Genomic DNA, 23,630 nt, shown 5'->3' on the forward strand with positions numbered 1-23,630 from the left:
GGGTGTAAAGATTCTATACTTGTCAATGTGGCATTTTGCATGGGTATTATAACAAAACTCTTTGAGTTTGTTTGTATGCTGTCTCTACATGGTAGTAATACGCATATAAAGTTAGATTCTAGAATCTTATTCTACATAATGCCTAGATTAAATCAAGAATCTCAGTATTTAGATTTTAAAGATAACAAAATCTAACCTAACGCCTTTAATCCCACGCTAGAAGCGATAATCACACATACGCAAAAAAGCTTCAAAAATGACTTATCCTCTTTAAAAAACACAATCCCCACAAGCACACCACCAGCCGCACCAATGCCCGTCCATATCGCATACGCCACGCCCATAGAAATCTCTTGCATAGCAATAGATAGGCAGGTAAAACTCCCTGCAAAAATCAGCGCAAGACATAAGATATAGATTTTATTTTTGGTATCAATGAGCTTTTTCATCGTCCATACACCAGCGATTTCAAACATCCCAGCAATAAAAAGTAAAGTCCAATGTAGCATTATTTATCCTTTGTAGAATCTGTATTAGAAGCCCTAGATTCAGCTTTTTTTGAACCATTTTTAGAATCTTGCTTAATATTGTGTTGAAAATCCTGCGTATCGCTAGATTCTATAAACAAAGATTCTAGCTCCTCAGGCAAATGATCGTGTATGTCTTGTGCGGTTTTACTCTCTTTGACACTACATTTTAGCCCCAACACTCCAAGCATAAGCGTTGAAATAAGAGCGATTTTTATGAGTGCTGCCTCCTCGCCAAATAGCACAATCTCAGCCACCACCACACCACCCGTGCCAATGCCAACAAACACACTATACACAATGCTAACCTCTAGCCTTTTCATCGCTAGAACCGCACAAGTGAAAGAAAAGGCAATGCCAACACCGGTCAAAGCTTTTAGGGGCAGTGTGTCGGCATACTTTAGCCCACTTACCCACGCCACTTCACAAATCCCGCCAATTAGGATTAAAAGCCACGCTAGATTTTTGCTTATGATGATTTTTTGAATCATTTTTGCACCTTTTTTATATTTTAGATTATTAGAATTTTCCTCTACACTAAAAGGCAGATTTTCTAGCCCTTTCATAAAGCCCATTTTTAAATGATCTGACTCATATAAGAGTGATGATAGATTTCAAGTAGCCTTTGTACTTGAAGTGTTTTGCATGTATGGCTCTCTCCACCGATTAGAATAATCATAAGTTTTCCTTCTATTCGCTAAAGAATACTTAATCTTTTAAAAACTCATCGTAGTATAGAAAATAATCTTTGCTTTTCTTTGATGAGAGTGAGTAAGTCAGTGAGCCGCCGCCCTCAAAAATTGTGCGTGTGTAGAATGGGGATTTTGTCGTTGTGTCTGTGAGTGTATTTTTGTATTTTGCAATCCTAGCAACATTTTGGCAACTAAAGATTCCAATATCCTTGCTTCCCACGATAAATAAAAGTCCAACACCATATTCATTACATGCCTTTGGGAGTAGCTTTGGCGTTGGGTCGTGTTTGCCTTGTGAGTTTAGAAAGCCCATTAATAAATCAGAGCTTACAAACTCTATAAAATCATATTTTTCAGTAATGTTTTTATAGGTTATCTCATTTGGGGCTATAAGAAATGCTTTGTTGTTAAAACTCCTAAATATCACCATATCGCCAGTTTCAGGCGTCATGTTTGGTGTTGGTAGATAGGGCTGGGTTAATTGTGTAAAGGGGGAGACTTTTGCAATAGCCTTTGTGCCTTCTAGTTTTATCACAACTACACTTGCTACAATCGCTTTGTAAGATGATAAATCACGCAGGATAATGCCACTCTCACCTACTTTAAGATTGATATTTGTAAAGGTTATAAGTGTATCATCGCCTTGCTTATTTATCTCTAGAATCTCGCTTATTTCAGGTTGTGTGATAAGCTTTATAGAATCTTTTGTATTTGTTTCATCTTCTATACTTTCACTACTATATGCAAGATTCCCAAATAATATGCTATTCATTATTAACATAAGCAACGCTGTAATATATCTTTTCATTTATAAACCTTTAGAATCTTAAATCATTCATGTATTACACTCTACCACCCTCATAAAGCTGTCGCATACGCTTCTTTTCCTCTTGTTTTTTAGCTTTTTGCACTTCCTTTGCATAATAGGCTTCGACAGAGAAATTAAGTAAAATCGCAAGTTTTGGTGCTACAAACATTGAGCTATATGTCCCAAAGACAACACCAACAAGAAGTGGCAAAGAAAACCCTACGATAATTTGCCCACCAAAAAGATAAAGTGTCAAGACGACAAAAAACATAGTGAGCGAAGTAAGCGTTGTCCTTGTTAGTGTGCTTGATACGGCTTCATTAATCACTTCATTTGCATTCATCTTTTTGCCTTCAAGCATTTTTTCTCTGATTCTATCAAAGATGATGATGGTATCATTGATTGAGTAGCCAAGCAGGGTAAGTAAAGCTGCTATAACTTCAAGATTTAAATCAATCTTAAAGATAATCACACTTGCTGCGGTAATGACAATGTCATGCACTAAGGCGATGATAGAAGCAAGAGCAAACCGCCACTCATAGCGAAAGCTCACATACGCCATCATCGCAATAGTCGCTAAAACAAGTGATAATATCGCACTTTTACGCAATTCATCGCCGACCTTTGGACCGACTGTATCAAGCTTTCTTATGCTAAACTCACCGCTTGATTCTAATAATGTATGTAAAGTGGTATCAATCTCATTTGCTTTTAAGTTCTCATTAAATGGAATCTTAATAATAATCTCATTATCCGCACCAAAGCGGCTTACTTGAGCATTCTTAAATCGCTCATCTGTCGCTAAAAGTTTGCGTATTTCTGCCATAGGGGCATTTTGCTGTGTGTATTGAATCTGTGCTGTGCTACCACCTGCAAAGTCAATGCCAAGATTAAAACCCACCCCAAAAAATAGATAAAATGAAGCAAGTGTTAGCAAAATAGAAGCAATTAGTCCATACTTACTCCAACGCACAAAATCAAAAATTTTCTGCTGTTTAAAAATCTCCATATTTCACTTCCTTACTAACGCTTTTGCTTTGCTGCTACTTCAGTCTTAGAATCTAGCTTAATGCCAAACCAAAAGGCTAGATTTTTACTTCTTTCTATACGATTACCAAGCCATAGATAGATTCCATGTGTGCCAATTATAGCGGTAACGATAGAAGCTAATATGCCAATACCGGTAGTAATCGCAAAGCCTTTTATAACACCAGTGCCATACACATAAAGCAAAATTGAGGCAATAAGTGAAGTAATATTGGCATCAAAAATGGCACGAGAAGCATTCTCATAGCCAATGCGTAATGACTTTATTACTCCCATGCCAGACTTAAGTCCTTCTCTAATTCTCTCATTAATGATGATATTTGCATCTACTGCCATACCCACAGTTAGCACGATACCAGCCATACCCGGTAGTGTTAGTGTCGCATCAAATAACGCCATAACGGCGATAATCAAAAAGAGATTGATAACAAGGGCAAGAGAAGCAAAGACACCTGCCATAGCATAATATACAATCATAAAGCCCACAACTAAGACAAAGCCGCTGATAAGGGCTATAACGGAAGCTTGTATAGAATCTGCACCAAGACTAGGACCTACAACCCTTTTTTCTATCACAGAAACGGGGGCAAGAAGCGCACCAGACCTAAGCGCTATGGCTAAATCACTTGCTGCTTTTCTATCAAAACTACCAGTAATAATGCCATTGCCACCACCAATCCTTTGATTAATGCTAGGTGCAGAAATTATGCGTTTATCAAGCACAATCGCCAATCTTTTCTTAATATTTCGCCCTGTGAAATCACCAAATATTTCAGCCCCTTTAGAATCTAGCACAAAGCTTACCGCATCATTTTTATTCTCATCAATTGTAGAATCTGCTTTTACAATGGAGCTTCCATCAAGGATAGGGACGGCTTTCAAGGGGAGCTTTGCCATTTCATTTTCAGCATAAGGCAATAGCACAGAATTATACCTCATAGCCTCTTCATCGCTGATTACTTCACCATTCATCATGCGTCTAGCCAAATCTTCATCTACTGCCATAAACTCTAGCTGTGCGTTTTGCGAGATTAACTTTATAAGCCTTTTTTGCTCTTCCTCACTTTGCGCACCCGGCATTTCTACGCGTATTTGATTAATCCCTTCACGCAAGACATTTGGCTCTGTTAAACCAAAACCACTAAGTCGATTGCGAATGGTAAAAATAGCTTGATCTAGGGCATTTTTTTGCACCTTTTTTATAGCCTCTTCATTCAACGCTATGTTAAAGGTATTACCACTTTGAGACCATACCACACCTTCCATATTGCTAAGGATAGATTCCATATCTTTTGTTCTACTTGAATCAAGTAAGATAAAGCTTATAGAATCATCTTGCATTCTAAGCTTATTAATAAAAATATTTTTCTTATCTGTTTGATGCTTTAAATCACTAAGCATACTGCTATACTTATTGCCAACTGCCTCATTTACATCAACATCAAGCAAAAGGCTTAACCCACCTTGCAAATCAAGTCCAAGCGTAATCTTTTTATAACCATCAAAAAAGGGGTATTTGCTAGAATCTTGAAAAAACGATGGAATGCTAAAAAAGATTCCAAAACAACATGCAAGAATAAAGGCTAACAACCTGTAATTAAAGGGTTTTTGTGTATTTGTGTGAATCTTTGCCATACGCTAATCTAACCTAAAATTTATTTTTTATCATGCTTATTTTTAGATTCTTTTTCCTCTTTCTTTGAATCTGTGCTAGAATCATCGTCTTCTGCCATTTCATCAACTTTGTAAGCTACAAATTCCCTTGCAAGTCGCACTTGAGTATCGCCTAACTCTACAACTATAAATCTATCATCTTGCTTGATTACCTCACATACAAAACCACCATTTGTAACGATTTTATCCCCTCTTTTTAAAGATTCAACCATAGCTGCATGTTTCTTTCTTTGCTGCTGCTGCGGACGAAACACAAGAAAATAAAACACTAAAATAAGAACTGCTAATGGCAAAAAACTAATAAGCTCTTGCATACATATCCTTCATATTCAAAAATAAAGCAAGGATTCTAACACAAAAAATGTTAATTTTTTGCTTTACCAGATAAAAGCAAGAATATAACACCAATAATACATGAAGTAAGCGATGCAAGCAATATAGTGATTTTAGATAATTCTTTTGCTTCATGTATATCAAAGGCAAGCTCGGATACAAAAAGCGACATCGTAAAGCCAATCCCAGCAAGCATACCAGCCCCTAAAATATAAGTCCAAGAGATTCCATCAGGTCGTTTTGCAATACCCAACTTTTCACACAAGAAAGACGCAAGGAAGATTCCAATAGGCTTCCCTACAACTAAGCCTAAGAATACACCAAGAAAAATATGGTCTATATTAAAATTAAAATTAGATTCAATGCTTACCCCCGCATTTGCAAACGCAAAGCAAGGCATGATAAAATACGCACTCCAAGGTTGCAAAAAATGCTCTAGTCTTAAGAGTGGATTTTGTGTGTTTATAGCACTATGCTGGACTTCTTGCACAAATTCTAATTTATCATGGTCTAAAAGTATAGAATCTTGTTTATTTTGCTTGTGTTGATAGTTTTTCGCCCATACGCCCATTTGCTCATAAAATGCTTGAAAATCTTTTTTTGCTTTCACAGGGATACAAAATGCTAAAATTACCGCCGCAATAGTCGCATGGATACCGCTTGCATGCACGAAAAACCATAATAAGATTCCAAGTCCAAGATATACAATCAAATGCTTAATGCCACGCATATTGCATAGCACAAGTAGCACAATGATTCCGGCTGAAGCAAGCAGCCACATCAAATGTATAGAATCTCCATAAAATAACGCAATAACCACAATCGCACCCAAATCATCAACAACAGCTAAGGTAACAAGAAAAACTTTCAAGGCAATAGGAATGCGTTTGCCAAGTATAAGCAACACACCTAATGCAAATGCAATATCTGTTGCCATCGGGATACCAAAACCATGACTTGAAGCCGTGCCAATGTTGAGTGCATAATATATCGCACCCGGGACTATCATGCCCCCTAATGCTGCAATAGCTGGAAATGCCGCTTTTGAAAAAGAATTTAACTCGCCAAAAAGCATTTCTCTCTTAATCTCCAAACCAACAAGTAAAAAGAAAAACGACATAAGCACATCATTCACCCATATTTTTAGCTCCATACCCACAAAATGTTCGCCAAACTGAAAACCAAAAGGTGTTTCAAAAATCGTGTGATATATATGTGATAATGGCGAGTTGGCAACAATAAGTGCCATAATCGTGCTAATCCCAAGAAAAATACCGCCAAAAGATTCACTACGGATAAAATTCATCAAAACTTGTGTAACGCGCATTAGTTTCCTTCTCTATCATCAAAAATGAAACTATTATAATAAAAAACTTAAAGCATAATAAAAACAAGAAGTATTTTTCTGCGTTTTTATGTCTTACGATTGTCATAGTTGTGTTTGTTTTATAGCTTGTTAAGTGAGATAAACTAGCAAGTTTAAGACAAGATTTAGCCTAGTTTCTTGTCATTTTGAGCTGTTGAAAGAGAGAAATCTTTTTAGATTCCAAGCTAGATACTTTGGCTAACGCCTCAGTGTGATAGGGATTAGATTCTAGAATCTCTATCTTTATGGGTGAGTGCAAGGTGAGGGAGTGCGGATTTTATAGAATCTGGGTACGAGTAGTGTCATATTGAGCGTAGCGAAATATCTAATACAGAATCTGGCAAAAAGATTTTTCACCTATGGTTCAAAATGACAAGAAAAACTAATTTCTTACTATTTTTTGTGCCACAAGCCATGCATTCCAATCATAAAGGTAGAGAATCTTAACTTCTAAAATACTTAAATAAAGCTTAAAAATAAAACAAGATCCCCCTCTTATTTTATATAAAATTATTTCCAAATCCCATAAAAATGTTACATTTTTTCTATTGAAATGCAGAAAAATCGTTTTTTTTTTTTTGTAGTTTGCGATTTGTTTGTTTTTATTAAAATTTTAAATCCTTTGAGCTTTTTATCAAAGTTAAAGGAAAATTTAAATTATTTTAAAGGATAAACAATGAGAAAAACTCTTAGTATAATAGCTGCAAGCACATTACTTGCAGTAGGGCTTAGCAATACTGCCTTAGCAGATGAGGGTGGAGAGAAAAGCGGTCTATTTGTAGGTGTGCATGGCGGTGTTTCACTCTTTGGTGTGGGAATGTATGATGAGAAAGGTAAAGCGGAGAGCAATCAAACCTACAAAGACAGGGGAATTGATAAATCGGCTACTTCATTTAATGTTGGCTTAAAAGCTGGTTATCAATACTTCTTTATGCCAATAGTGGGAGTGAGAGGCTATCTTGGCTATGATTTTAATGGGAGTAGAATATTTGCGAAAGGCTCAAAACTTGGAACAGGTGTGAAAGATATAAATATATCATTCCAAAATATTACATTGAATGCTGATGTAATGGTGAATTTCCTAAATACAGATAGCTTTACACTCGGTGCGTATGTAGGCTTTGGACTTGGCTATGGTATCACTGGTGTTACAGGTCAAAAAGCAGCGATTGATATGGTTATTAACAATATGAACTACAATGGCTTTAATATTCCTATAAATGTGGGTATTGCAGCGACTTTTGGCGGGTCTCATAAAGTAGAAATCGGTGCAAAAATCCAAGCCCTATCAGCTGGATATAGCTCAAAGACTAAAAATGATAAAACTGAATACCTAATGAATACACATGTGATTAATGTAGGCTATTCTTACATTTTCTAATGTTTTATAAGGCATAACCTTTATTTGTTCTGCCCTATTTTGTTTCAACCTATTTGTTCAGTCTTACAACCCTACATTATTAAAATTCCATTCCCACTTTAAAAGTGGGAATCTTCTGTGATTCTAAACTTGCTTTTAGCCTTAGAATCTATGGTGCAGCGAGAAAAGCAGCAAATCCACATAAATTAAGCGAATTTCAACAAAAATTTTACATTACGGTGGCTATCAAGATTCCCAACAATACCAACTTGCATTGAACTTATCTTCAGATTCTAAAAAACTAAAAAGACCCTAAAGTTATTAAAGTTATTAAAGTTATTAAATACATTCTCATCACGCATATTGCGGTAATGCAATCTCAAGTGATTGTGGGATATTGCCAAGTTGGGCTTGGGCTTCGGCTTCTTCAATGCTTTGAAGTTTTATATTGCCATCTTTTTGGTCTTTAGGGTCATTTTGTCCAGCATTACTGCCACCCCCATCATGTGTGCTGAAGTTTAAATCAAGGCTATTAAAGCCTATTTGCATAAGATTCTGTCGCAATTCCTGTGCGTTTTGCACAAACATTGTCATAACATTCGCATTTGAAGTAATGCTTACCTGCAAGTCCTTGCCTTTCTTAGAAATAGTCATCGCCACTTGCCCTAGATTTGCGGGATTAAGCTCTAGATTAATGCGTGTAATAGGCGGTTTATAGTTTAGAATCTCTTCTTTAAACTGACTTGCAAAATGCTTCATAGCTTCCCTTGCCATCGCATTTTTCATATTCACTTCTTGCTTTGTATGCACAGAACCCACTTCCTGTTTTGCATCGACTTTTTCCTTTGGTGCTTCTTCAACCTTTTTATCCATTTTGCTTATAACTTCTGCTTCTTTTGCTTTAGAATCTGTCTTTAGATTCTCTGCAAATAAAGCATCAAAAGGCTTTTGCACATCCATTTCAAAGGCTACATTTTTAGAATCTTTGATTTCTTTTGGGTCTAAAAACTGCCCTTGTTGCGCCCAGCCTTGATAGGTTTTTTGTATCATAACAGAATCTTTACCATTTGCAATTTTAGAGCTTTGCTGTGCTATGTGTGCGGTGATTTTTGCACGATTGACTTCAAGTATATCTGCTAAATCCTCATCACCTGTAATGCCCTGCAATTCTTCTAAAAACTCTTGCTCCATAATCTCATTGCGGACTTTAGATTCTGTAATATTTTTTGGTTGAATATGCGTGCGTTCAATCACCATAGATTTATCGCCATCACCGATTTTAAACTGCAATTTTTCCATTTCATTTTGTGCTTTTCGTTTAGCATTGGCATTTGCGTCATAGCGGTTTAATAGCTCTGCTAATAGTGCATCTTTTTTTGCTTGTTCTCCCATGTCTTGCATGTTTGTTTTAGCAAGTGAAGTGCTTATTGCCTGTCCTTTATCCTGCAAGGAAAATGCAAGTCGTTCTTTATTACCCTCAAGCAGACTTCTATCCATTAAATCTTGCGGATTTATGGGATTTTTCTTACCATTTTCTATAATCTCCATTTTTTGTAGATTGAGATTTCTTGCTTGTGCTTCCTTTTTTACATCATTGAGACTTTTTAGTTGAGATTCTTTATCTTGTACTACATTTTTTGCTTTAGAATCTGTTGGCTTTACTTCATCTTTTTTAGTGCTTATCTCTTCATCTACTTCAGCTACATTTTCGCTATTTTGCTGCATAGATTCTGCTGTAACATCGAGCTTATTCGCATTATCTTTTTTATCCTTAGTTTTTGTGGAATCTTCTTTTTTTGCGATTTTAGAATCTTTGGGGCTAGATTCCATTTTATCTGTTTTGCCCTCTTTTGCTTCTTTTAGCTTGTCTTGCAGGTCTATCTCTTGTGCGTCTATTTCTTCGCTAGATTCAGTATCTTTATCTTCTTCTTTACTCTCTTTCAAAGCTTTAGCGAGTGTTGCCTCATCTTGCTTTTTATTTGGCTTTGTTGTGAGTGGATTTGGCTCGCTTTCTTTAGCTACATTTTTAGAATCTTTAGAATCTTTTGCTTCTTTAGATTCTTTCATGTCTTTTTTATCTGTCTTTTTTTCACTCTCTTTTGTTTCTTTTGAGTCTTTTATCTTTGTAGAATCTTTTTGCTCTTTACTTGCAAGTGCTTCAGAAAATGAGAGTGTCGTGGTATCTGTATCTGCTTTTTGCTTTGGACTATCTGTGGGCGTTGCTTGAGATTGGCTTATCCCAGAAACATTCATATCAGCGACCATAAAGCACCCCTTATAATTTGTAAATATCGCTAAATGTAGAAGCAAAATTTATTCCCAAATAGTGTATTTTTAATACAATATGATACAATGCTAACTTTCAAAATGTTTTGATTATAAAAATAGGAAAAATATTGCAAACATTTTATTTTATTGCATATAATTGCAGATGGATAGTCAATATTTGATAATTATGCAGGAGTGATGTATGAGTCAGAAAAAAGCTGATTTTTTGGTTGATTTGCCTATGGTTTTTTCGGTGGTGAAACCTGAAGAACTTGTTGCAAGTGCGAATGAATTTTATGGCACAAATATGATTTTGCCAGAGCCCGGCAGCAAGTTTGATGCGCGCACAGAAAGGGGCATTATCCATGAGTTTCATCTCTATAAAATTACGATTAATAAACTTGACAAAGATGAGAGAAGTTTAAAAAACAATGTAAGCGGGTTTGAAACTTTCATGGAAAAAATGGGGATTTTTACAAACCTTTATGAAGTTATGACTTTTACAGAAACTATTACGATTTTTTCTAGCCTTGAAGAAGCCGATGTATTTTTACGCGCATGTTTGCGTTCAAACTCAAACCTAAAAACAAAAAGTGCATTCTTATGCACAGATACAGAGATAGAGGGACTAGATTAATTTTGATATTTATCCTAAAGATTCTACTTTTAGACTAACATGTCTGCTTGGCATAAAGATAGATTCAATATGGCTTTTAATGTAGGGCTAGAATCTTTCATGCTGAAATCTTAATTATGGTTTTGTTTCTACACTTTCTAGTCATAGTAAGTTGTGATACGATTTTTGTAAGAGTTCATATTATTAAATGCATATTTTACTGATGATTCCAAAGTATAATATTTAGAATCTAAAAATTGTCATATTGGGCGTAGCGAAATATCTAATACAGAATCTAACAAAAAGATTTTTCGCCTATGGCTCAAAAAAGCAAGAAAACTAATTTCTTACTATTTTTTGTGCCACAAGCTATGCATTCCAATCATAAGGCAGAGAATCTTAACTTCTAAAATATTTAAACAAAGCTTAAAAATACAACAAGATTCCCTCTCATTTTATGTAAAAATATCGTTAAATCCCATAAAAATGTTACATTTTTTCTATTGAAATACAGAAAAATCGTTTTTTTTTTTTTGTAGTTTGCGATTTGTTTGTTTTTATTAAAATTTTAAATCCTTTGAGCTTTTTATCAAAGTTAAAGGAAATTTAAATTATTTTAAAGGATAAACAATGAGAAAAACTCTTAGTATAATAGCTGCAAGCACATTACTTGCAATAGGGCTTAGCAATACTGCCTTAGCAGATGAGGGTGGAGAGAAAAGCGGTCTATTTGTAGGTGTGCATGGTGGTGTTTCACTTTTTGGTGTGGGAATGTATGATGGAAATGGTAAAGCTTGGAGCGACAAGGATTACAAAGATAGCAAAATGGATAAATCAGCTGCTTCCTTTAATGTTGGCTTAAAAGCTGGTTATCAATACTTCTTTATGCCGATAGTGGGTGTGAGAGGCTATCTAGGCTATGACTTTAATGGCAGTAGGTTGCTTATGAAGGGTGCAGTTTTTGGAGCGGGAGTAAAAGACATTAATCTATCATTCCAAAATATTACATTGAATGCTGATGTAATGGTGAATTTCTTAAATACAGATAGCTTCACACTTGGTGCGTATGTAGGCTTTGGGCTTGGCTATGGTATCACTGGCATGACAGGTCAAAAGGCAGTGATTGATCAAATAATTGGCAAGATGAAATACAATGGCTTTAATATCCCTATAAATGTAGGTATCGCAGCAACTTTTGGCGGGTCTCATAAAGTAGAAATTGGTGCAAAAATCCAAGCCCTATCAGCTGGATATAGCTCAAATGATAAAAATGATAAAAGCGAAACACTCATGAATACACATGTGATTAATGTAGGTTATTCTTACATTTTCTAATGTTTTATTAGATTGTTTTTACATAATCTAGTGTTTTTATTAGGATATTTCTATATCCTTTAATGTTTTTATAGGGCTTATTCTTACATTGCCCAGTGTTTTAAGGGCATAAGCCCTTTTGTTCCAACCTATTTGTTCAGTCTTGCAACCTTACATTATTAAAATTCCATTCCCACTTTAAAAGTGGGAATCTTTTGTACTCCACAGATATATTTTAGATCCCCTTACTTAATCAACTCTCACAACGCGAATACCATAAATAACTATATCTTAAAATATTGCATGTGTTGTTTTAAGCCATCAGAGATTTGCTCTAGCTTATGAATGGTTTCATTTGTATTTTGCAATGATTGCCCTGTGCTTACTGATAGATTAGAGATATTTTGCATATCTTTTGCGATACTCTCCATTGTTGCCTCTTGTTGTCCTGATGAGTGTGCTACCTCTTGGGCTTTTGTGAGAGAATCTTGAGCTTGTTCTTGTATCTGACTAAGCAGTGAAACAGAATTTGAGATAAGCTCTTGTCCCTTTTCAATCTGTGGCACAATGACTTCAATAGATTCTACTGAAGTTTCAATGCCTTGCTGGATTGACTGGATAATCTTTGCAATCTCATTTGTGCTACCTGCAGTGCGTTCAGCAAGTCGCCTTACCTCATCTGCTACGACTGCAAAGCCCCTGCCATGCTCTCCTGCTCTTGCAGCTTCAATAGCCGCGTTAAGTGCTAGTAAGTTTGTTTGATCTGCTATCTCTGCGATAAGATTAGCGCTATTGCTAATCTCAAGTGATTGCTGTTGTAAGCCTCGCATATTATTTGCTGAATCATTAATCAGCATAGTCATCTTGCCTATCTCTTCTGCGGTTGTATTCACCACTTTTACGCCCTCTAGGGATAGCTCCACATTCTTTAACGCGTTTTGTTCAGATAGCTTTGCTGCGTTGGAAATCTCTGAAATAGCTTCATTCATCTCATTAATCTTTGTAGCAATCACTGAAGAGCTTTGCGTTTGAATGGTTGAAGCCTGTTGTGCTTCATTTGAAGTTTTAGCGACTTTATGCGTTGCTTCATTAATTTGATTTGAAGATTCTATAACCGCTTGTATAATCTCTTTTAATCGTGTCTGCATAGCTGAAATAGACGCAAGCATACTGCCCTCACCTTTAAAGGTTACACATTCTTGCAAATTACCATTTGCTATGCGAGATACTGCACGAGATGCAGAATGTGGCTCACCACCAAGTGAGTTTAACAAGCTACGCACAATATATAAAGCGATCAGTACGCCAAAAAGAATACTTGCCCCAACTAGCACAAATAATATTGCCTTAAAGGAATCTACTGCATCTCTTAACTCTTTTGTAAGATTCTGATTCTTTGACTCTTCTAAATTAATAAACTCATTAATCTGTGCTAACCATGTAACAAAATGCGGTGCAATCGCTTGTAACTCTTTTTCTGCCAACTCATTTTGCCCACGCTTTTTCATAGCGATAATATTATCAATCATCGGCAGAGTTGCCATACGCGTTTGACGGATAGAAGCATAAATGCGACTCTCTTCACTATCAAACATATTTTTTGCTAAAAAGTCTTCTTCCATACCATTTGCAGCTTTCATATAAAAATCTTGCAATGCGTTTATTTCTTTCTCAAGATTTGATAATAAAGTCATGTTATTACTATCTGTTAGCACAACATCTCTAATAGCAATAGACCTATCATGCACACTACCACGAAAATCTATAGCATGTCTTTGCTTTAGGGCATTAACATCATTGATTTGACGCAAACTTTTAATAATATAATCCACATTAATAAGACTAATCACTGCAATAATACATGTAAAAAGAAGTAGCACACCAAAGCCTATGCCAAGCATGACACTCACACTCATTTTTTTCTTTTCAGTCGTTTCCACGATTACCTTCCTAAACTTTTAAAACATTGTTGCATTCCGCAAACTTTATAATATATCACAAAAACTTAACCGCAATATTCTAGCATTTATAAATAAATTTTATAGCGTATAGACTAGATTCTATAAAGTTTTGGGGCTTTGAATGTAAGAATATATCGTTGTCTTGTGTTTTTCATATCTATTTATTCTAGATTCTATATCATTAAAGCTTTACTTGTTATAATAACGCTTTTAGAAACTTTAATAAATTGTCATATTGAGCGTAAGTAAATACTAGCGTAGAATCTAAAAGGGATATTTCGTGCTTACGCACCTAATATGACAAGAATTTAGAAACTAAACCATGCAATAAAATCTTGCACTTTTTATCGTAGAATCCACAAAAGATTTGAATAAATCGCTACAATAGCGTTTTATTTCTACAAGCGATAAAGGCAAATATATGTTACAAAACCAACAAGATTGCGATTATAAAAACTACGACTATAAGGCATTTAAGCAACAACATAAAAATTGCATTATAGCAACGACAAAAGAGGAGCTACAAGAAGCCTTGCAAGTAAAGCAACAAGAATATATTGCTTTTTTACAAACAAATATTCAAACAGATAGCACGAAACGAGATTTAAATTACAATCACATAGATGATACAAAACACGCTCCATGCCATATGCAAACAAGCAACACAAAAAAAGCTTTACATGACACACAAGTAGATGAAGCAAAACAAGTTGTAAGCTACAATCAAGTAGATGAAACACAACAAGCCCCGTATAATAATCACATAAAAAACACCAAACAAACTTTGCAAGACAATCACACAGAAGACACAAAGCGACTATTACATTACAGCCAAACAGACAATACAAAACGAGTTTTAAATCATAATCAAACAACCAAACCAAACCAAACTATATGTATCCAAACGGGCATGAGTCATGCAAAATTGCATAATGAAAATAAAGATTCTAATATACATTTCACTTCGCTTGATATTGGTTTCACGCCGACTATGGGGGCTTTACATAACGGACATAAAAGCCTTATAGAATCTAATGTCGCACAAAATCATATAGCCGTTGTCTCTATCTTTGTGAATCCAACGCAGTTTAGCCCAACAGAAGATTTATCCACTTATCCACGCACACTTGAGAGAGATATTGAAATATGCAGGGAAGTAGGCGTTGATATTGTATTTGCGCCAACGAGTGAGATTCTATACACAGATGATGATGAAATCACAATAGAACCGCCCAAAAAGATGGGCTATATCCTTGAGGGATACTATCGTCCCACGCATTTTAGAGGGGTATTGCAAGTCGTGCTAAAGCTTTTTAATCTCATTTCGCCTACAAGGGCATACTTTGGACAAAAAGACGCACAGCAGCTACTCATTATCAAAAAAATGGTGCAACATTTATGCCTACCGATAGAAATCATAGGTATGCCAATCGTGCGTGATTATGACAATCTAGCCTTAAGCTCAAGGAATGTATATTTAAGTGAGAGTGAGAGGCAACTAGCCCTTGCGATTCCCAAAACAATATTTCATTTACAAGATCTCATCACACAGCAAAATATAAGGGATATTGCGATATTAAAGCAAGAAGCAGAAAAGATTCTAGGGAATCTAAACATAGATTATATGGATTTTTACAATCATGATTTAACTTTTGCTACAAAAGCACAAAATTGCATTTTTTTACTTGTAGTTCGCATTGGAAAGATACGATTGCTTGATAATCTTTGGATAGAATAACGGATTTATTTTCACTTTTAGATTCTATGCAACAAGGAATGTTATGCGTATTTTTATTTTATTTTTTTTAACGATTGCTTTAGCTTTTGGGCAATATAAAACACTTGATTCTGCCCTGCTTAATGGCACAAAGCAAGTAGATATTGTGTTATATGGGAATTTTATGTCAAGTGGTGGCGGTGGATATTATACAAATAATCTTTATGGCTCAAATAGATTCTTAGGTAATGCAGGATTGCTTAATGCTTCTGTTGGACTTGGCTATACCACTGGATTTTATTATAATTTGCGTGCGGCAATATCTTTTCGTGCCGCTCAAGGCTTATTAAACTATAACGATGGAGTGAAAAAATACTTCTATAATAATACAGGCAATGAAGTCTTAGGCGGTAGCAGTGTAGCCTTAGGGGAATCTTTTATAGAATATTTTGATGGTGATACAGCGATTAAAGCGGGGAGATTTCAGCCCATTAGCCCTTGGATTAATCACTTAATTGATGGGATCTGGGTGAGAAATGGGAGTGTGAGAAATCTTGTGATTGAAGCGATATGGGCATATAATTTTGGTCGTGTAAGCTATTATGAAATGACACGATTTATGCCCCTTGATAAAACAGGTTGGTTTAATGTTGGGGTAAAATACTATTTTAATGGCGATCAAAAAGATATAAAAAATAGTGCGTATATGAGTGGTTTTACCACCTTTATACCAAGTGTGTTTGCGACTGCGGGCATAAGAGGGCATTTTGCTACAAGATTTAATGGTGGTAATGTATGGTGGTTTGGTGCTGACTTGGGTTTTGCTGGGAGTTTTGAAGATCATAAAAGTCCAAAGTCTTTTCATAATAACACATTCCTTTTTGATTCTAAAGTTACCATTGGATATAAAAATATTGATGCGATGATTGGCTATGTTGCAAGTGGTAACGCAGGAATGGGTAGTCTTGGAATCTTGGGTGTTGGTAATGGCACACAAGCGGATATGTCAAACACTTTTTATACAAATATTCAGCCCTTTTTTGTATGGGGTGGTCGTGCTATCAAAATGGGAAATAACGCACATTTAATCTATGCGGCAACAAGGCTTGGTTTACTTGATAATAAGCTCAATATGTATTTTGCCTATGGTGCAACTTTCTTTAATGGCTCAAATTATTATGGTGGTAATAGAAAAAATCTTACACAAAGCGAGTTTAACGCCATGCTTGAGTTTGGTATCACACAAACTCTAAGTGCTATTACGCATATAGGCAGCACGCATTTTAGCAGGGGTGTGCCAAGCACATTTGAGATTAATGGCGGATTGCGATTTATGTTCTAACTATATTGTAAATAAACTCTAAAATATGAAGTTTTTATATACAAGATTCTATAACAATGCAATATTTTTATAATTTTGTTGCATATAAGGCAAGAATATGCTACACTTGCAACTTTATTTTATTTTAGAAAGGGAGCAGTAATGGCTTTTAATTTTAAAGGGATTTTTCGTTCTAGTGCGGCGTTAGTTTTAGGTGGTGCAATTATGCTTGGACTACTTGCATGTGGTGATTCTAAACAAGAAGAGACAAAAAAGCAAGAAAGTGCCATTGAGACAATCAAAAATAATGGCAAGATTCGTATCGGTGTATTCAGCGATAAACCACCATTTGGATATTATGAAAATAATGAATACAAAGGCTTTGATGTCTATATCGCAAAGCGTTTTGCAAAAGATTTGCTAGGTGATGAGAATAAGATTGAATTTGTGCCTGTTGAAGCGGCAGCTAGGGCTAGTGCTTTAAAAGCAAATAAAGTAGATATTATCATGGCAAACTTTACAAAAACACCAGAGCGAGAAAAGCAAGTAGATTTTGCAAAGCCTTATATGAAAGTAACGCTAGGTGTGGTTAGCAAAGATGGTGCTATCACAAGTGAAGAGCAATTGCAAGGTAAAACTTTGATAGTCAATAAAGGCACAACAGCAGACATTTATTTCAGTAAGCAAAGTGGCATAAACTTACTTAAATTCGAGCAAAACACAGAGACTTTCCAAGCATTCCAGCAAGGAAAAGGTGATGCGCTTTCTCATGATTCTACAATGCTTTATGCGTGGGTAAAACATAATCCAGAATATAAAGTGGGAATCCAATCTATCGGTGAGCAAGATGTAATCGCCCCAGCAGTCAAACAAGGTAATAAAGAATTGCTAGATTGGCTTAATGCTGAAATTGACACTTTACAAAAAGAAGGCTTTTTTAAAGAAGCTTATAATGCAACTTTAGCAAGTGAATTTGGCAGTGAAATCACGGCTGATATGGTTATCTTTGCAGAGTAATTTTAAGTCCTAGAATCTTAATGTTTGGCTAGGGATTCTATGGAATCTCTGGTATCATTGCGTAAAACTACTTTCCACATACTCTAAAAGATTCTTAGGTATTCATGCAATGCAATAAAGGTAAGCAACTTATTTGCTGCAACCTTTTATCTATAACTCCCCAACTATTAGAATCTTTACTAGCTTATATCAAAATTTAACCCCAACAAACTCTCGTGTTTTAAATCTTTTAACTCTTAGTTTTTAATACACACAATAAGAGTGCTGTTATTTTTACCAGTAAGCTCGTAATGTAGATTTGAGGGGTATCTATCAAAAACATTTGCCCATTTTTTTGCCCTAAAGATTCCTTGTAGCGTGTAGGTGCTATCTTGCCGTGTTAAATACCTTGCAAGCTTGGCAACTTGACAGAATCCTGTCGTATCTTGCAGGGCTTGAATAGCATTTTCTAAAATCATTAATTCTTTAGGTTTTGGTGGTGTAGCACTTTTTGTAGATATTTGTTTGCTATTAGTAGTGGGGGTTTTATTTGTGGCGGATTTATTGGTGATTGCTTGGTTATTATTCGTTATTTTGCTTTGTAGGTGGATAAAATGCGTATAGGCATTTTGCAGCGATTCTGGCGTTTTCATCTCGCCAAAGCCAATTGAAATCTTACCTTTTGCCTGAATCTCTAGGGCTATATCTCTAAAATCACTATCGCTTGAGACGATACAGATATGCTCTATATTGCTTTCATACAGAATCTTATAGGCACTTGCTTGGATTTTTAAATCACTGGTATTTTTAAAACTTTTATGTCGAAAAACCTGAATGGGTATCATACCATATTCTTCAACCACTTGTTGTGTCCAATCGCTTTGCCTACTCCAATCCTTAAAGGCATACTTAAGGACTACTTTACCAAATCGCTTTAATCTTTGAAGGATAAAGGGAATATGCGTAGATGATACATTTTCACAATCAAATAAGATGGCTATCATATTATATTACTCCATGTTATAGTGTGAGAATCTACTTGTTGTTACTATGATTCTATTCACAATGATACATGAAATTTTGCCTAATATTTGTTAAAATCTTTGAATAAGTAAATATAAATGAACTTTTACTTAACGCTTATTTTCGTTTGCAATAGTAAGCTTTTTTGCTATAATTTCACGGATTGATTAAATATATTTTCTACAAAAAGAGCTATTATGAAAGTTTATCATTTATCACATATCGATTTAGATGGCTATGGCTGTCAGTTTGTTTCGCGTGAATTTTTCAAAGACATTACATTCTATAATGCAAACTATGGCAGAGAAGTCATGGTGAGATTACAAGCTATTTTGCGTGATATAGAATCTCACAAGGCACAAACAGAAAGTGTAAGCATGTTATTTGGCAAACCAGTAAAAGTTGAGCGAGAGAAAAGTAGCACCCCGCAAAAAGAGCAGTTTATAATCCTTATCACAGATTTAAATCTTACGCTAAATGAGTCAAAATTTCTAAGCGAACAAGTAAAAGAGCTAAAAATGGCACAAGTAGATGTTGAGATTGTGCTGCTAGACCATCATGCTACAGGCGAAGAGAGTGCGAATATGTATAGCTGGTATTATCTTGATATTAATCGCTGTGCGACAAAGATTACTTATGAATATTTGCTAGATCGCTTTGGCTTAGATACTTCTGTGCAGCAGTGGCTAAAGCCTATCGTTGAGATGATTAACTCTGTGGATATATGGCTTGAAGATGGCTTTGGCTTTGAGTTTGGCAAGGTGGCTATGAGTCTTATTGCATCAAGTAATGAGTTTAATCGCTTTATGTTTGATGATGAAAATAGAAATTATAAGCTTAAATTACTAGATTTTGCGCGTAACTTTTTCATTGAATATAGCACAGAAAAAAGTGGCGGTTTAATCGATGGAAAAGCTTTCGATGAAGTGGGCTTTGATAATGCGCTATTTTTTATTAAAAAAGAAGTGCTAGGCGGAAATAAAGATAGTGAAACAATGGATAATATCATCTCACGCGCACAAGTCAAACTGCTTGAGACAAAGAAAGAGCAATGCAAGGTGTATTTTGAAGATAAGGTTGGCTTTCTAAGCTATGGCATGGGTGGCATTTCTGTTGTGGCAAATAAGTTTTTGCAAGAGAATGAAGAGTTTGATTTTTACATGGATGTAAGCAATAGGGGTAATGTGAGTTTGCGATCAAATGGGAATTGCGATGTAAGTGCATTAAGTCAAATGTGCTTTAATGGCGGCGGACATAAGAATGCAAGCGGCGGTCGAATTGATAGTTTTAGAGAGAGCTTTGTATATGATGACATTAAAACGCAAGTGCAAGGACATTTGCAAATGAAAGACGAGTGGGAATTGTAGGGGTATTGCATTTTAATGATGGGGCTTTTAGAGAATAGCTACCAATACACTGGAGCTATTAATTCATAAACTAAATTCAAACCAATAAGGCTGCAATCATATTTTACCCCTTTCTTAAAAAGCTATACATCTGCATTTTTCATGCTTTCTAAATCCTTGCAAAAAATTATTTCACAATTAAAGTCCTTATTTACATATCTCAGAAACTCGCTATTTATGGGCTAAATCTTGGATTATATATGAGCCCAAACATGCAATTTTTAAAAAACACTCAACAAAAAAATAAAAAATGCCGATTTAGTTTGCAACAAGACAAGAAAGACCTAAAGACATCTAACATTTAAGGAGCATAAGATGGCTTTTCAAGTAAATACTAACATAAACGCGTTAAACGCACATGTTAATTCAGTTGTTACCCAAAGAGGTTTGAAAGATTCTTTGGAAAAGTTAAGTTCAGGTTTGAGAATCAACAAGGCAGCAGATGATGCTTCTGGTATGATTATCGCAGATAGTTTGCGAAGTCAAGCAAGTGCATTGGGACAAGCAATTAGCAACACAAATGATGCTATGGGGATTATCCAAATTGCTGATAAAGCGATGGACGAGCAGCTTAAAATTCTTGACACTGTGAAAGTGAAAGCTACACAAGCAGCACAAGATGGACAAACTACTGAATCAAGAAGAGCAATTCAATCAGATATTACAAGACTTATTCAAGGTCTTGATATGATTGGAAACACTACTTCTTTCAATGGTCAGAAGTTACTATCTGGTGCTTTTACAAACAAAGAATTCCAAGTTGGTGCTTATTCAAATGAATCTATTAAAGCTTCAATTGGTGCAACAACAAGTGATAAAATCGGGCAAGTAAGAGTTGCAACAGGTGGGTTAATCACAGCAGCAAACACAGTTAAGCTTACATTTAAAAATGTAGATGGTGTGAATGATGTGTCATTACAATCTGTTAAAATCTCTACAAGCGTTGGCACAGGTATTGGCGTGTTAGCTGAAGTTATCAATAAAAACTCTGATAAAACAGGTATTAGAGCGGTAGCAAATGTTATCTCAACTTCTGATGCTATGGTAAAATCAGGAACAATGTCAAAGGTTATCATTAATGGTATCACAATTGGTGATATTAATGACATTAAAGCTGGTGACTCTGATGGTCGTTTGGTGCAAGCATTCAACGCGGTAACAAACCAAACAGGTGTTGAAGCCTACACAGATGAGAGAGGGCGACTAAACTTGCGAAGTGTTGATGGTCGTGGTATTAAAATCTCTATGGGTGCGAATGAAAAAGGGCAAGATGGTAAAGTCCCACCTACCTCAATTACTTCTATGAATGGCGGTCAAAAGCTTGAAGGCAAAGGTTCTGAAAACTATGGACGATTGTCTTTGACACGACTTGATGCAAGGGATATTGTGGTAATGTCTGCTGCTGATGCAAAAGGACTTTATAAGGCGATTGGCTTTGATAACCAACAAGTTGCTAAAACGGTTGTGAATTTGCGTGATACTATGGGTGAGTTTAACAAGGATGTTAAATCAGCAGCTGGTGCAAACTTTAACTCTGTTGTTGCAAGCGGTGGTGCAGCCCTTGGTGCTGGTGTTATGACTTTAAGAGGTGCGATGGTTGTTATGGATATTGCTGAATCTGCGACTAAGATTCTAGATAGAATCCGTGCGGATTTAGGTTCTGTTCAGGGGCAAATGATTTCAACTGTGAATAACATTTCTGTAACACAAGTAAATGTTAAAGCGGCTGAAAGTCAAATTAGAGAAGTGGATTTCGCTCAAGAATCTGCAAACTTTAATAAGCTTAATATCTTAGCTCAATCTGGTAGCTATGCGATGAGTCAAGCAAACGCTGTGCAACAACATGTTATCCGCTTACTTCAATAGTAGCTATTAGGGCTTGGCTTAAGCCTGCTTAACTTTTACTTTGTCTCCTTATAAGTTACCCTTTTTAAAAGGGTAATGCTATACCCACAAATATGGAAACGAAGTAACATTTTTATCCCGCTAAAAACCATCATTTACTCAAAAAATACTACAAGCTATACAACATAAGATTGTTAAAAACACCTAAAATACGAATGCTTATGCTATGCGATTTGGGAAAAATGAATTTTCTAAAAAAATAGGTCTAAACACTTTGATATAAATAAATTATGCTATAATATTAGGCTAAAAGTTTATGGGATTTTAGAATCATAAGGAACTTATCATGATGAATGAACTACTAAGCAAGACTATCGAAAACTTGCCGCCATTGCCAGAAACCGTGGTGAAATTGCGTAACTATATCGACAAGTCTGGCTCTGATGTGCGTGTGCAAGAAGTGGTTAATATCATTTCACAAGACCCTTTTTTGACTGCTGATTTATTGCGTTTGGCAAACTCCCCTTATTATGGATTCTCACGCGAAATCTCTACAATCAATCAGGTAGTTGCACTTTTAGGTGTAACAAATATAAAAAATATTGCTATTGCTAATTCATTAAAAGGTAAGCTAACGATTAATGTCGCCCCTTATGGTTTGGATACACAGACATTTTTACGCAATTCTAGCGAAGAGGCAAATTTTGTTACCGAATGGCTAGGCGATGAAGATAAGAAATTAGCACAGGAACTCGTCCCCTGCGTTATGCTTTTGCGTCTTGGCATGATTCTATTTTCAAGTATGCTTATACAACAAAAAAAGGATAAAGAGTTTTTAGAACTCATCAAACAAAATAATTATCAAAATATTTCATTTGTAGAAAATGAATTTTTTGGCACTGATCATTTATCATTTTCGGGTTTTCTTTTCAATCATTGGAAATTTGATGAAGATTTGATTGAAAGTCTTGCCTATATTACCGCACCACATGCAGCTTCCGATCATGTGAAGAAAAACTCTTATGCACTTGCTATTGCAAACAGAATCTTTGAGCCATATCAAGGTGGTAGCCCATATAATGTGCATGAAGCAGTCGCTTTAATACAAGAGGCAGCATCACAAGGTATTAAATTTGACCTTGATAATTTTAAAAGCAAACTACCACATGAAGCAAAAATCAATTTAAGTGTCGCCGTGTATTAATCCCCACTTTTTAGCGGTTTTACCGCATAAGATTCTATATTCCTAACCAAATTTGGGTGGGTTGCGGGGTTTAGGGTGCAATTTATAGAGTCTAGATTCTAATATTTGTCATGTTGAGCGTAGCGAAACATCTAAAGACTTGGAAATGATAA

Annotated in this window: 20 protein-coding genes; 10 read left to right on the forward strand and 10 right to left on the reverse strand. The window is 35.6% G+C overall.

Features of this window, described 5'->3' with window-relative positions:
- The first annotated feature begins 39 nt into the window (after positions 1-39).
- The gene (locus XJ32_RS11860; RefSeq protein WP_155761464.1) at positions 40-195 is read left to right on the forward strand and encodes a hypothetical protein; all 156 of its coding nucleotides are present in this window, start codon (positions 40-42) and stop codon (positions 193-195) included.
- Here XJ32_RS11860 and XJ32_RS05940 read toward each other — a convergent pair.
- From XJ32_RS05940 to nhaA, 7 genes are all read right to left on the reverse strand, one after another.
- Positions 192-509, reverse strand: coding sequence for a DMT family transporter (locus tag XJ32_RS05940; RefSeq protein ID WP_077388664.1), 318 nt, complete (start codon positions 507-509; stop codon positions 192-194). The two genes, XJ32_RS11860 and XJ32_RS05940, sit on opposite strands and share 4 nt — an antisense overlap.
- On the reverse strand, positions 509-1,093 hold the full coding sequence (locus XJ32_RS05945) for a DMT family transporter (protein ID WP_254422514.1): 585 nt from the start codon (positions 1,091-1,093) through the stop codon (positions 509-511). Before XJ32_RS05945 ends, XJ32_RS05940 begins: the two co-directional genes overlap by 1 nt.
- 142 nt (positions 1,094-1,235) lie before the next feature.
- On the reverse strand, positions 1,236-2,027 hold the full coding sequence (locus tag XJ32_RS05950) for a plasminogen-binding N-terminal domain-containing protein (RefSeq protein WP_077388665.1): 792 nt from the start codon (positions 2,025-2,027) through the stop codon (positions 1,236-1,238).
- A gap of 34 nt (positions 2,028-2,061) precedes the next feature.
- A complete protein-coding gene (secF, locus tag XJ32_RS05955; RefSeq protein ID WP_005217151.1) occupies positions 2,062-3,036 on the reverse strand; it encodes a protein translocase subunit SecF in 975 nt (324 codons plus the stop codon).
- Between the two features lie 14 nt (positions 3,037-3,050).
- The gene (gene secD / locus XJ32_RS05960) at positions 3,051-4,709 is read right to left on the reverse strand and encodes a protein translocase subunit SecD (protein ID WP_077388666.1); all 1,659 of its coding nucleotides are present in this window, start codon (positions 4,707-4,709) and stop codon (positions 3,051-3,053) included.
- Positions 4,710-4,729: 20 nt separating this feature from the next.
- Positions 4,730-5,062, reverse strand: coding sequence for a preprotein translocase subunit YajC (gene yajC, locus XJ32_RS05965; protein WP_004085733.1), 333 nt, complete (start codon positions 5,060-5,062; stop codon positions 4,730-4,732).
- A 50-nt stretch (positions 5,063-5,112) separates the two neighbouring features.
- Entirely contained in the window at positions 5,113-6,408 is a 1,296-nt protein-coding gene (nhaA, locus tag XJ32_RS05970; RefSeq protein ID WP_077388667.1) for a Na+/H+ antiporter NhaA, read from the reverse strand.
- A 715-nt stretch (positions 6,409-7,123) separates the two neighbouring features.
- On the opposite strand from nhaA, the gene XJ32_RS05975 reads away from it, so the two are divergent.
- A complete protein-coding gene (locus tag XJ32_RS05975; RefSeq protein WP_077388668.1) occupies positions 7,124-7,828 on the forward strand; it encodes an outer membrane beta-barrel protein in 705 nt (234 codons plus the stop codon).
- 333 nt (positions 7,829-8,161) lie between these two features.
- Here XJ32_RS05975 and fliK read toward each other — a convergent pair whose 3' ends face one another.
- Positions 8,162-10,072: a flagellar hook-length control protein FliK gene (fliK, locus tag XJ32_RS05980; protein WP_077388669.1), complete on the reverse strand. Its 1,911-nt coding sequence runs from the start codon at positions 10,070-10,072 to the stop codon at positions 8,162-8,164.
- Positions 10,073-10,277: 205 nt separating this feature from the next.
- On the opposite strand from fliK, the gene XJ32_RS05985 reads away from it, so the two are divergent.
- Positions 10,278-10,712 (forward strand): hypothetical protein, encoded by a 435-nt coding sequence (locus XJ32_RS05985; protein WP_004085828.1) that lies wholly within the window; start codon positions 10,278-10,280, stop codon positions 10,710-10,712.
- A gap of 609 nt (positions 10,713-11,321) precedes the next feature.
- Complete coding sequence (locus tag XJ32_RS05990; RefSeq protein ID WP_077388670.1) at positions 11,322-12,026, forward strand: outer membrane beta-barrel protein; 705 nt, start codon at positions 11,322-11,324, stop codon at positions 12,024-12,026.
- A gap of 263 nt (positions 12,027-12,289) precedes the next feature.
- Here XJ32_RS05990 and XJ32_RS05995 read toward each other — a convergent pair whose 3' ends face one another.
- Positions 12,290-13,945, reverse strand: coding sequence for a methyl-accepting chemotaxis protein (locus XJ32_RS05995; RefSeq protein ID WP_254422515.1), 1,656 nt, complete (start codon positions 13,943-13,945; stop codon positions 12,290-12,292).
- A gap of 931 nt (positions 13,946-14,876) precedes the next feature.
- Between XJ32_RS05995 and panC the strand changes: the two genes are divergently transcribed.
- The 3 genes from panC to XJ32_RS06010 all read left to right on the forward strand — a co-directional run bounded on the left by panC (position 14,877) and on the right by XJ32_RS06010 (position 18,021).
- Positions 14,877-15,704, forward strand: a complete 828-nt coding sequence (gene panC / locus XJ32_RS06000) for a pantoate--beta-alanine ligase (RefSeq protein ID WP_005217134.1) — start codon at positions 14,877-14,879, stop codon at positions 15,702-15,704.
- A 43-nt stretch (positions 15,705-15,747) separates the two neighbouring features.
- Positions 15,748-17,025, forward strand: a complete 1,278-nt coding sequence (locus XJ32_RS06005) for a hypothetical protein (protein WP_077388672.1) — start codon at positions 15,748-15,750, stop codon at positions 17,023-17,025.
- Positions 17,026-17,166: 141 nt separating this feature from the next.
- Entirely contained in the window at positions 17,167-18,021 is an 855-nt protein-coding gene (locus XJ32_RS06010; RefSeq protein WP_077388673.1) for a transporter substrate-binding domain-containing protein, read from the forward strand.
- 236 nt (positions 18,022-18,257) lie between these two features.
- Here XJ32_RS06010 and XJ32_RS06015 read toward each other — a convergent pair whose 3' ends face one another.
- A complete protein-coding gene (locus XJ32_RS06015; RefSeq protein WP_077388674.1) occupies positions 18,258-19,004 on the reverse strand; it encodes an NYN domain-containing protein in 747 nt (248 codons plus the stop codon).
- Between the two features lie 216 nt (positions 19,005-19,220).
- Between XJ32_RS06015 and XJ32_RS06020 the strand changes: the two genes are divergently transcribed.
- The 3 genes from XJ32_RS06020 (at position 19,221) to cheP (ending at position 23,478) form a co-directional block, all read left to right on the forward strand.
- The gene (locus XJ32_RS06020; protein ID WP_077388675.1) at positions 19,221-20,390 is read left to right on the forward strand and encodes a DHH family phosphoesterase; all 1,170 of its coding nucleotides are present in this window, start codon (positions 19,221-19,223) and stop codon (positions 20,388-20,390) included.
- A 354-nt stretch (positions 20,391-20,744) separates the two neighbouring features.
- Positions 20,745-22,295 (forward strand): flagellin A, encoded by a 1,551-nt coding sequence (locus XJ32_RS06025; RefSeq protein WP_077388676.1) that lies wholly within the window; start codon positions 20,745-20,747, stop codon positions 22,293-22,295.
- Between the two features lie 325 nt (positions 22,296-22,620).
- Positions 22,621-23,478: a cheVAW transcriptional regulator CheP gene (cheP, locus tag XJ32_RS06030; protein ID WP_004088446.1), complete on the forward strand. Its 858-nt coding sequence runs from the start codon at positions 22,621-22,623 to the stop codon at positions 23,476-23,478.
- The last annotated feature ends 152 nt before the right edge of the window (positions 23,479-23,630 follow it).

The sequence above is a fragment of the Helicobacter bilis genome, from assembly GCF_001999985.1.
GTDB lineage: Bacteria > Campylobacterota > Campylobacteria > Campylobacterales > Helicobacteraceae > Helicobacter_A > Helicobacter_A rappini.

What these genes read in the sequence shown, in the direction of transcription:
- XJ32_RS11860 (WP_155761464.1), top strand. Translation starts at nt 40, where the DNA reads ATGGGTATTATAACAAAACTCTTTGAGTTTGTTTGTATGCTGTCTCTA.
- XJ32_RS05940 (WP_077388664.1), bottom strand. Translation starts at nt 509, where the DNA reads ATGCTACATTGGACTTTACTTTTTATTGCTGGGATGTTTGAAATCGCT.
- XJ32_RS05945 (WP_254422514.1), bottom strand. Translation starts at nt 1,093, where the DNA reads ATGAAAGGGCTAGAAAATCTGCCTTTTAGTGTAGAGGAAAATTCTAAT.
- XJ32_RS05950 (WP_077388665.1), bottom strand. Translation starts at nt 2,027, where the DNA reads ATGAAAAGATATATTACAGCGTTGCTTATGTTAATAATGAATAGCATA.
- secF (WP_005217151.1), bottom strand. Translation starts at nt 3,036, where the DNA reads ATGGAGATTTTTAAACAGCAGAAAATTTTTGATTTTGTGCGTTGGAGT.
- secD (WP_077388666.1), bottom strand. Translation starts at nt 4,709, where the DNA reads ATGGCAAAGATTCACACAAATACACAAAAACCCTTTAATTACAGGTTG.
- yajC (WP_004085733.1), bottom strand. Translation starts at nt 5,062, where the DNA reads ATGCAAGAGCTTATTAGTTTTTTGCCATTAGCAGTTCTTATTTTAGTG.
- nhaA (WP_077388667.1), bottom strand. Translation starts at nt 6,408, where the DNA reads ATGCGCGTTACACAAGTTTTGATGAATTTTATCCGTAGTGAATCTTTT.
- XJ32_RS05975 (WP_077388668.1), top strand. Translation starts at nt 7,124, where the DNA reads ATGAGAAAAACTCTTAGTATAATAGCTGCAAGCACATTACTTGCAGTA.
- fliK (WP_077388669.1), bottom strand. Translation starts at nt 10,072, where the DNA reads ATGGTCGCTGATATGAATGTTTCTGGGATAAGCCAATCTCAAGCAACG.
- XJ32_RS05985 (WP_004085828.1), top strand. Translation starts at nt 10,278, where the DNA reads ATGAGTCAGAAAAAAGCTGATTTTTTGGTTGATTTGCCTATGGTTTTT.
- XJ32_RS05990 (WP_077388670.1), top strand. Translation starts at nt 11,322, where the DNA reads ATGAGAAAAACTCTTAGTATAATAGCTGCAAGCACATTACTTGCAATA.
- panC (WP_005217134.1), top strand. Translation starts at nt 14,877, where the DNA reads ATGAGTCATGCAAAATTGCATAATGAAAATAAAGATTCTAATATACAT.
- XJ32_RS06005 (WP_077388672.1), top strand. Translation starts at nt 15,748, where the DNA reads ATGCGTATTTTTATTTTATTTTTTTTAACGATTGCTTTAGCTTTTGGG.
- XJ32_RS06010 (WP_077388673.1), top strand. Translation starts at nt 17,167, where the DNA reads ATGGCTTTTAATTTTAAAGGGATTTTTCGTTCTAGTGCGGCGTTAGTT.
- XJ32_RS06015 (WP_077388674.1), bottom strand. Translation starts at nt 19,004, where the DNA reads ATGATAGCCATCTTATTTGATTGTGAAAATGTATCATCTACGCATATT.
- XJ32_RS06020 (WP_077388675.1), top strand. Translation starts at nt 19,221, where the DNA reads ATGAAAGTTTATCATTTATCACATATCGATTTAGATGGCTATGGCTGT.
- XJ32_RS06025 (WP_077388676.1), top strand. Translation starts at nt 20,745, where the DNA reads ATGGCTTTTCAAGTAAATACTAACATAAACGCGTTAAACGCACATGTT.
- cheP (WP_004088446.1), top strand. Translation starts at nt 22,621, where the DNA reads ATGATGAATGAACTACTAAGCAAGACTATCGAAAACTTGCCGCCATTG.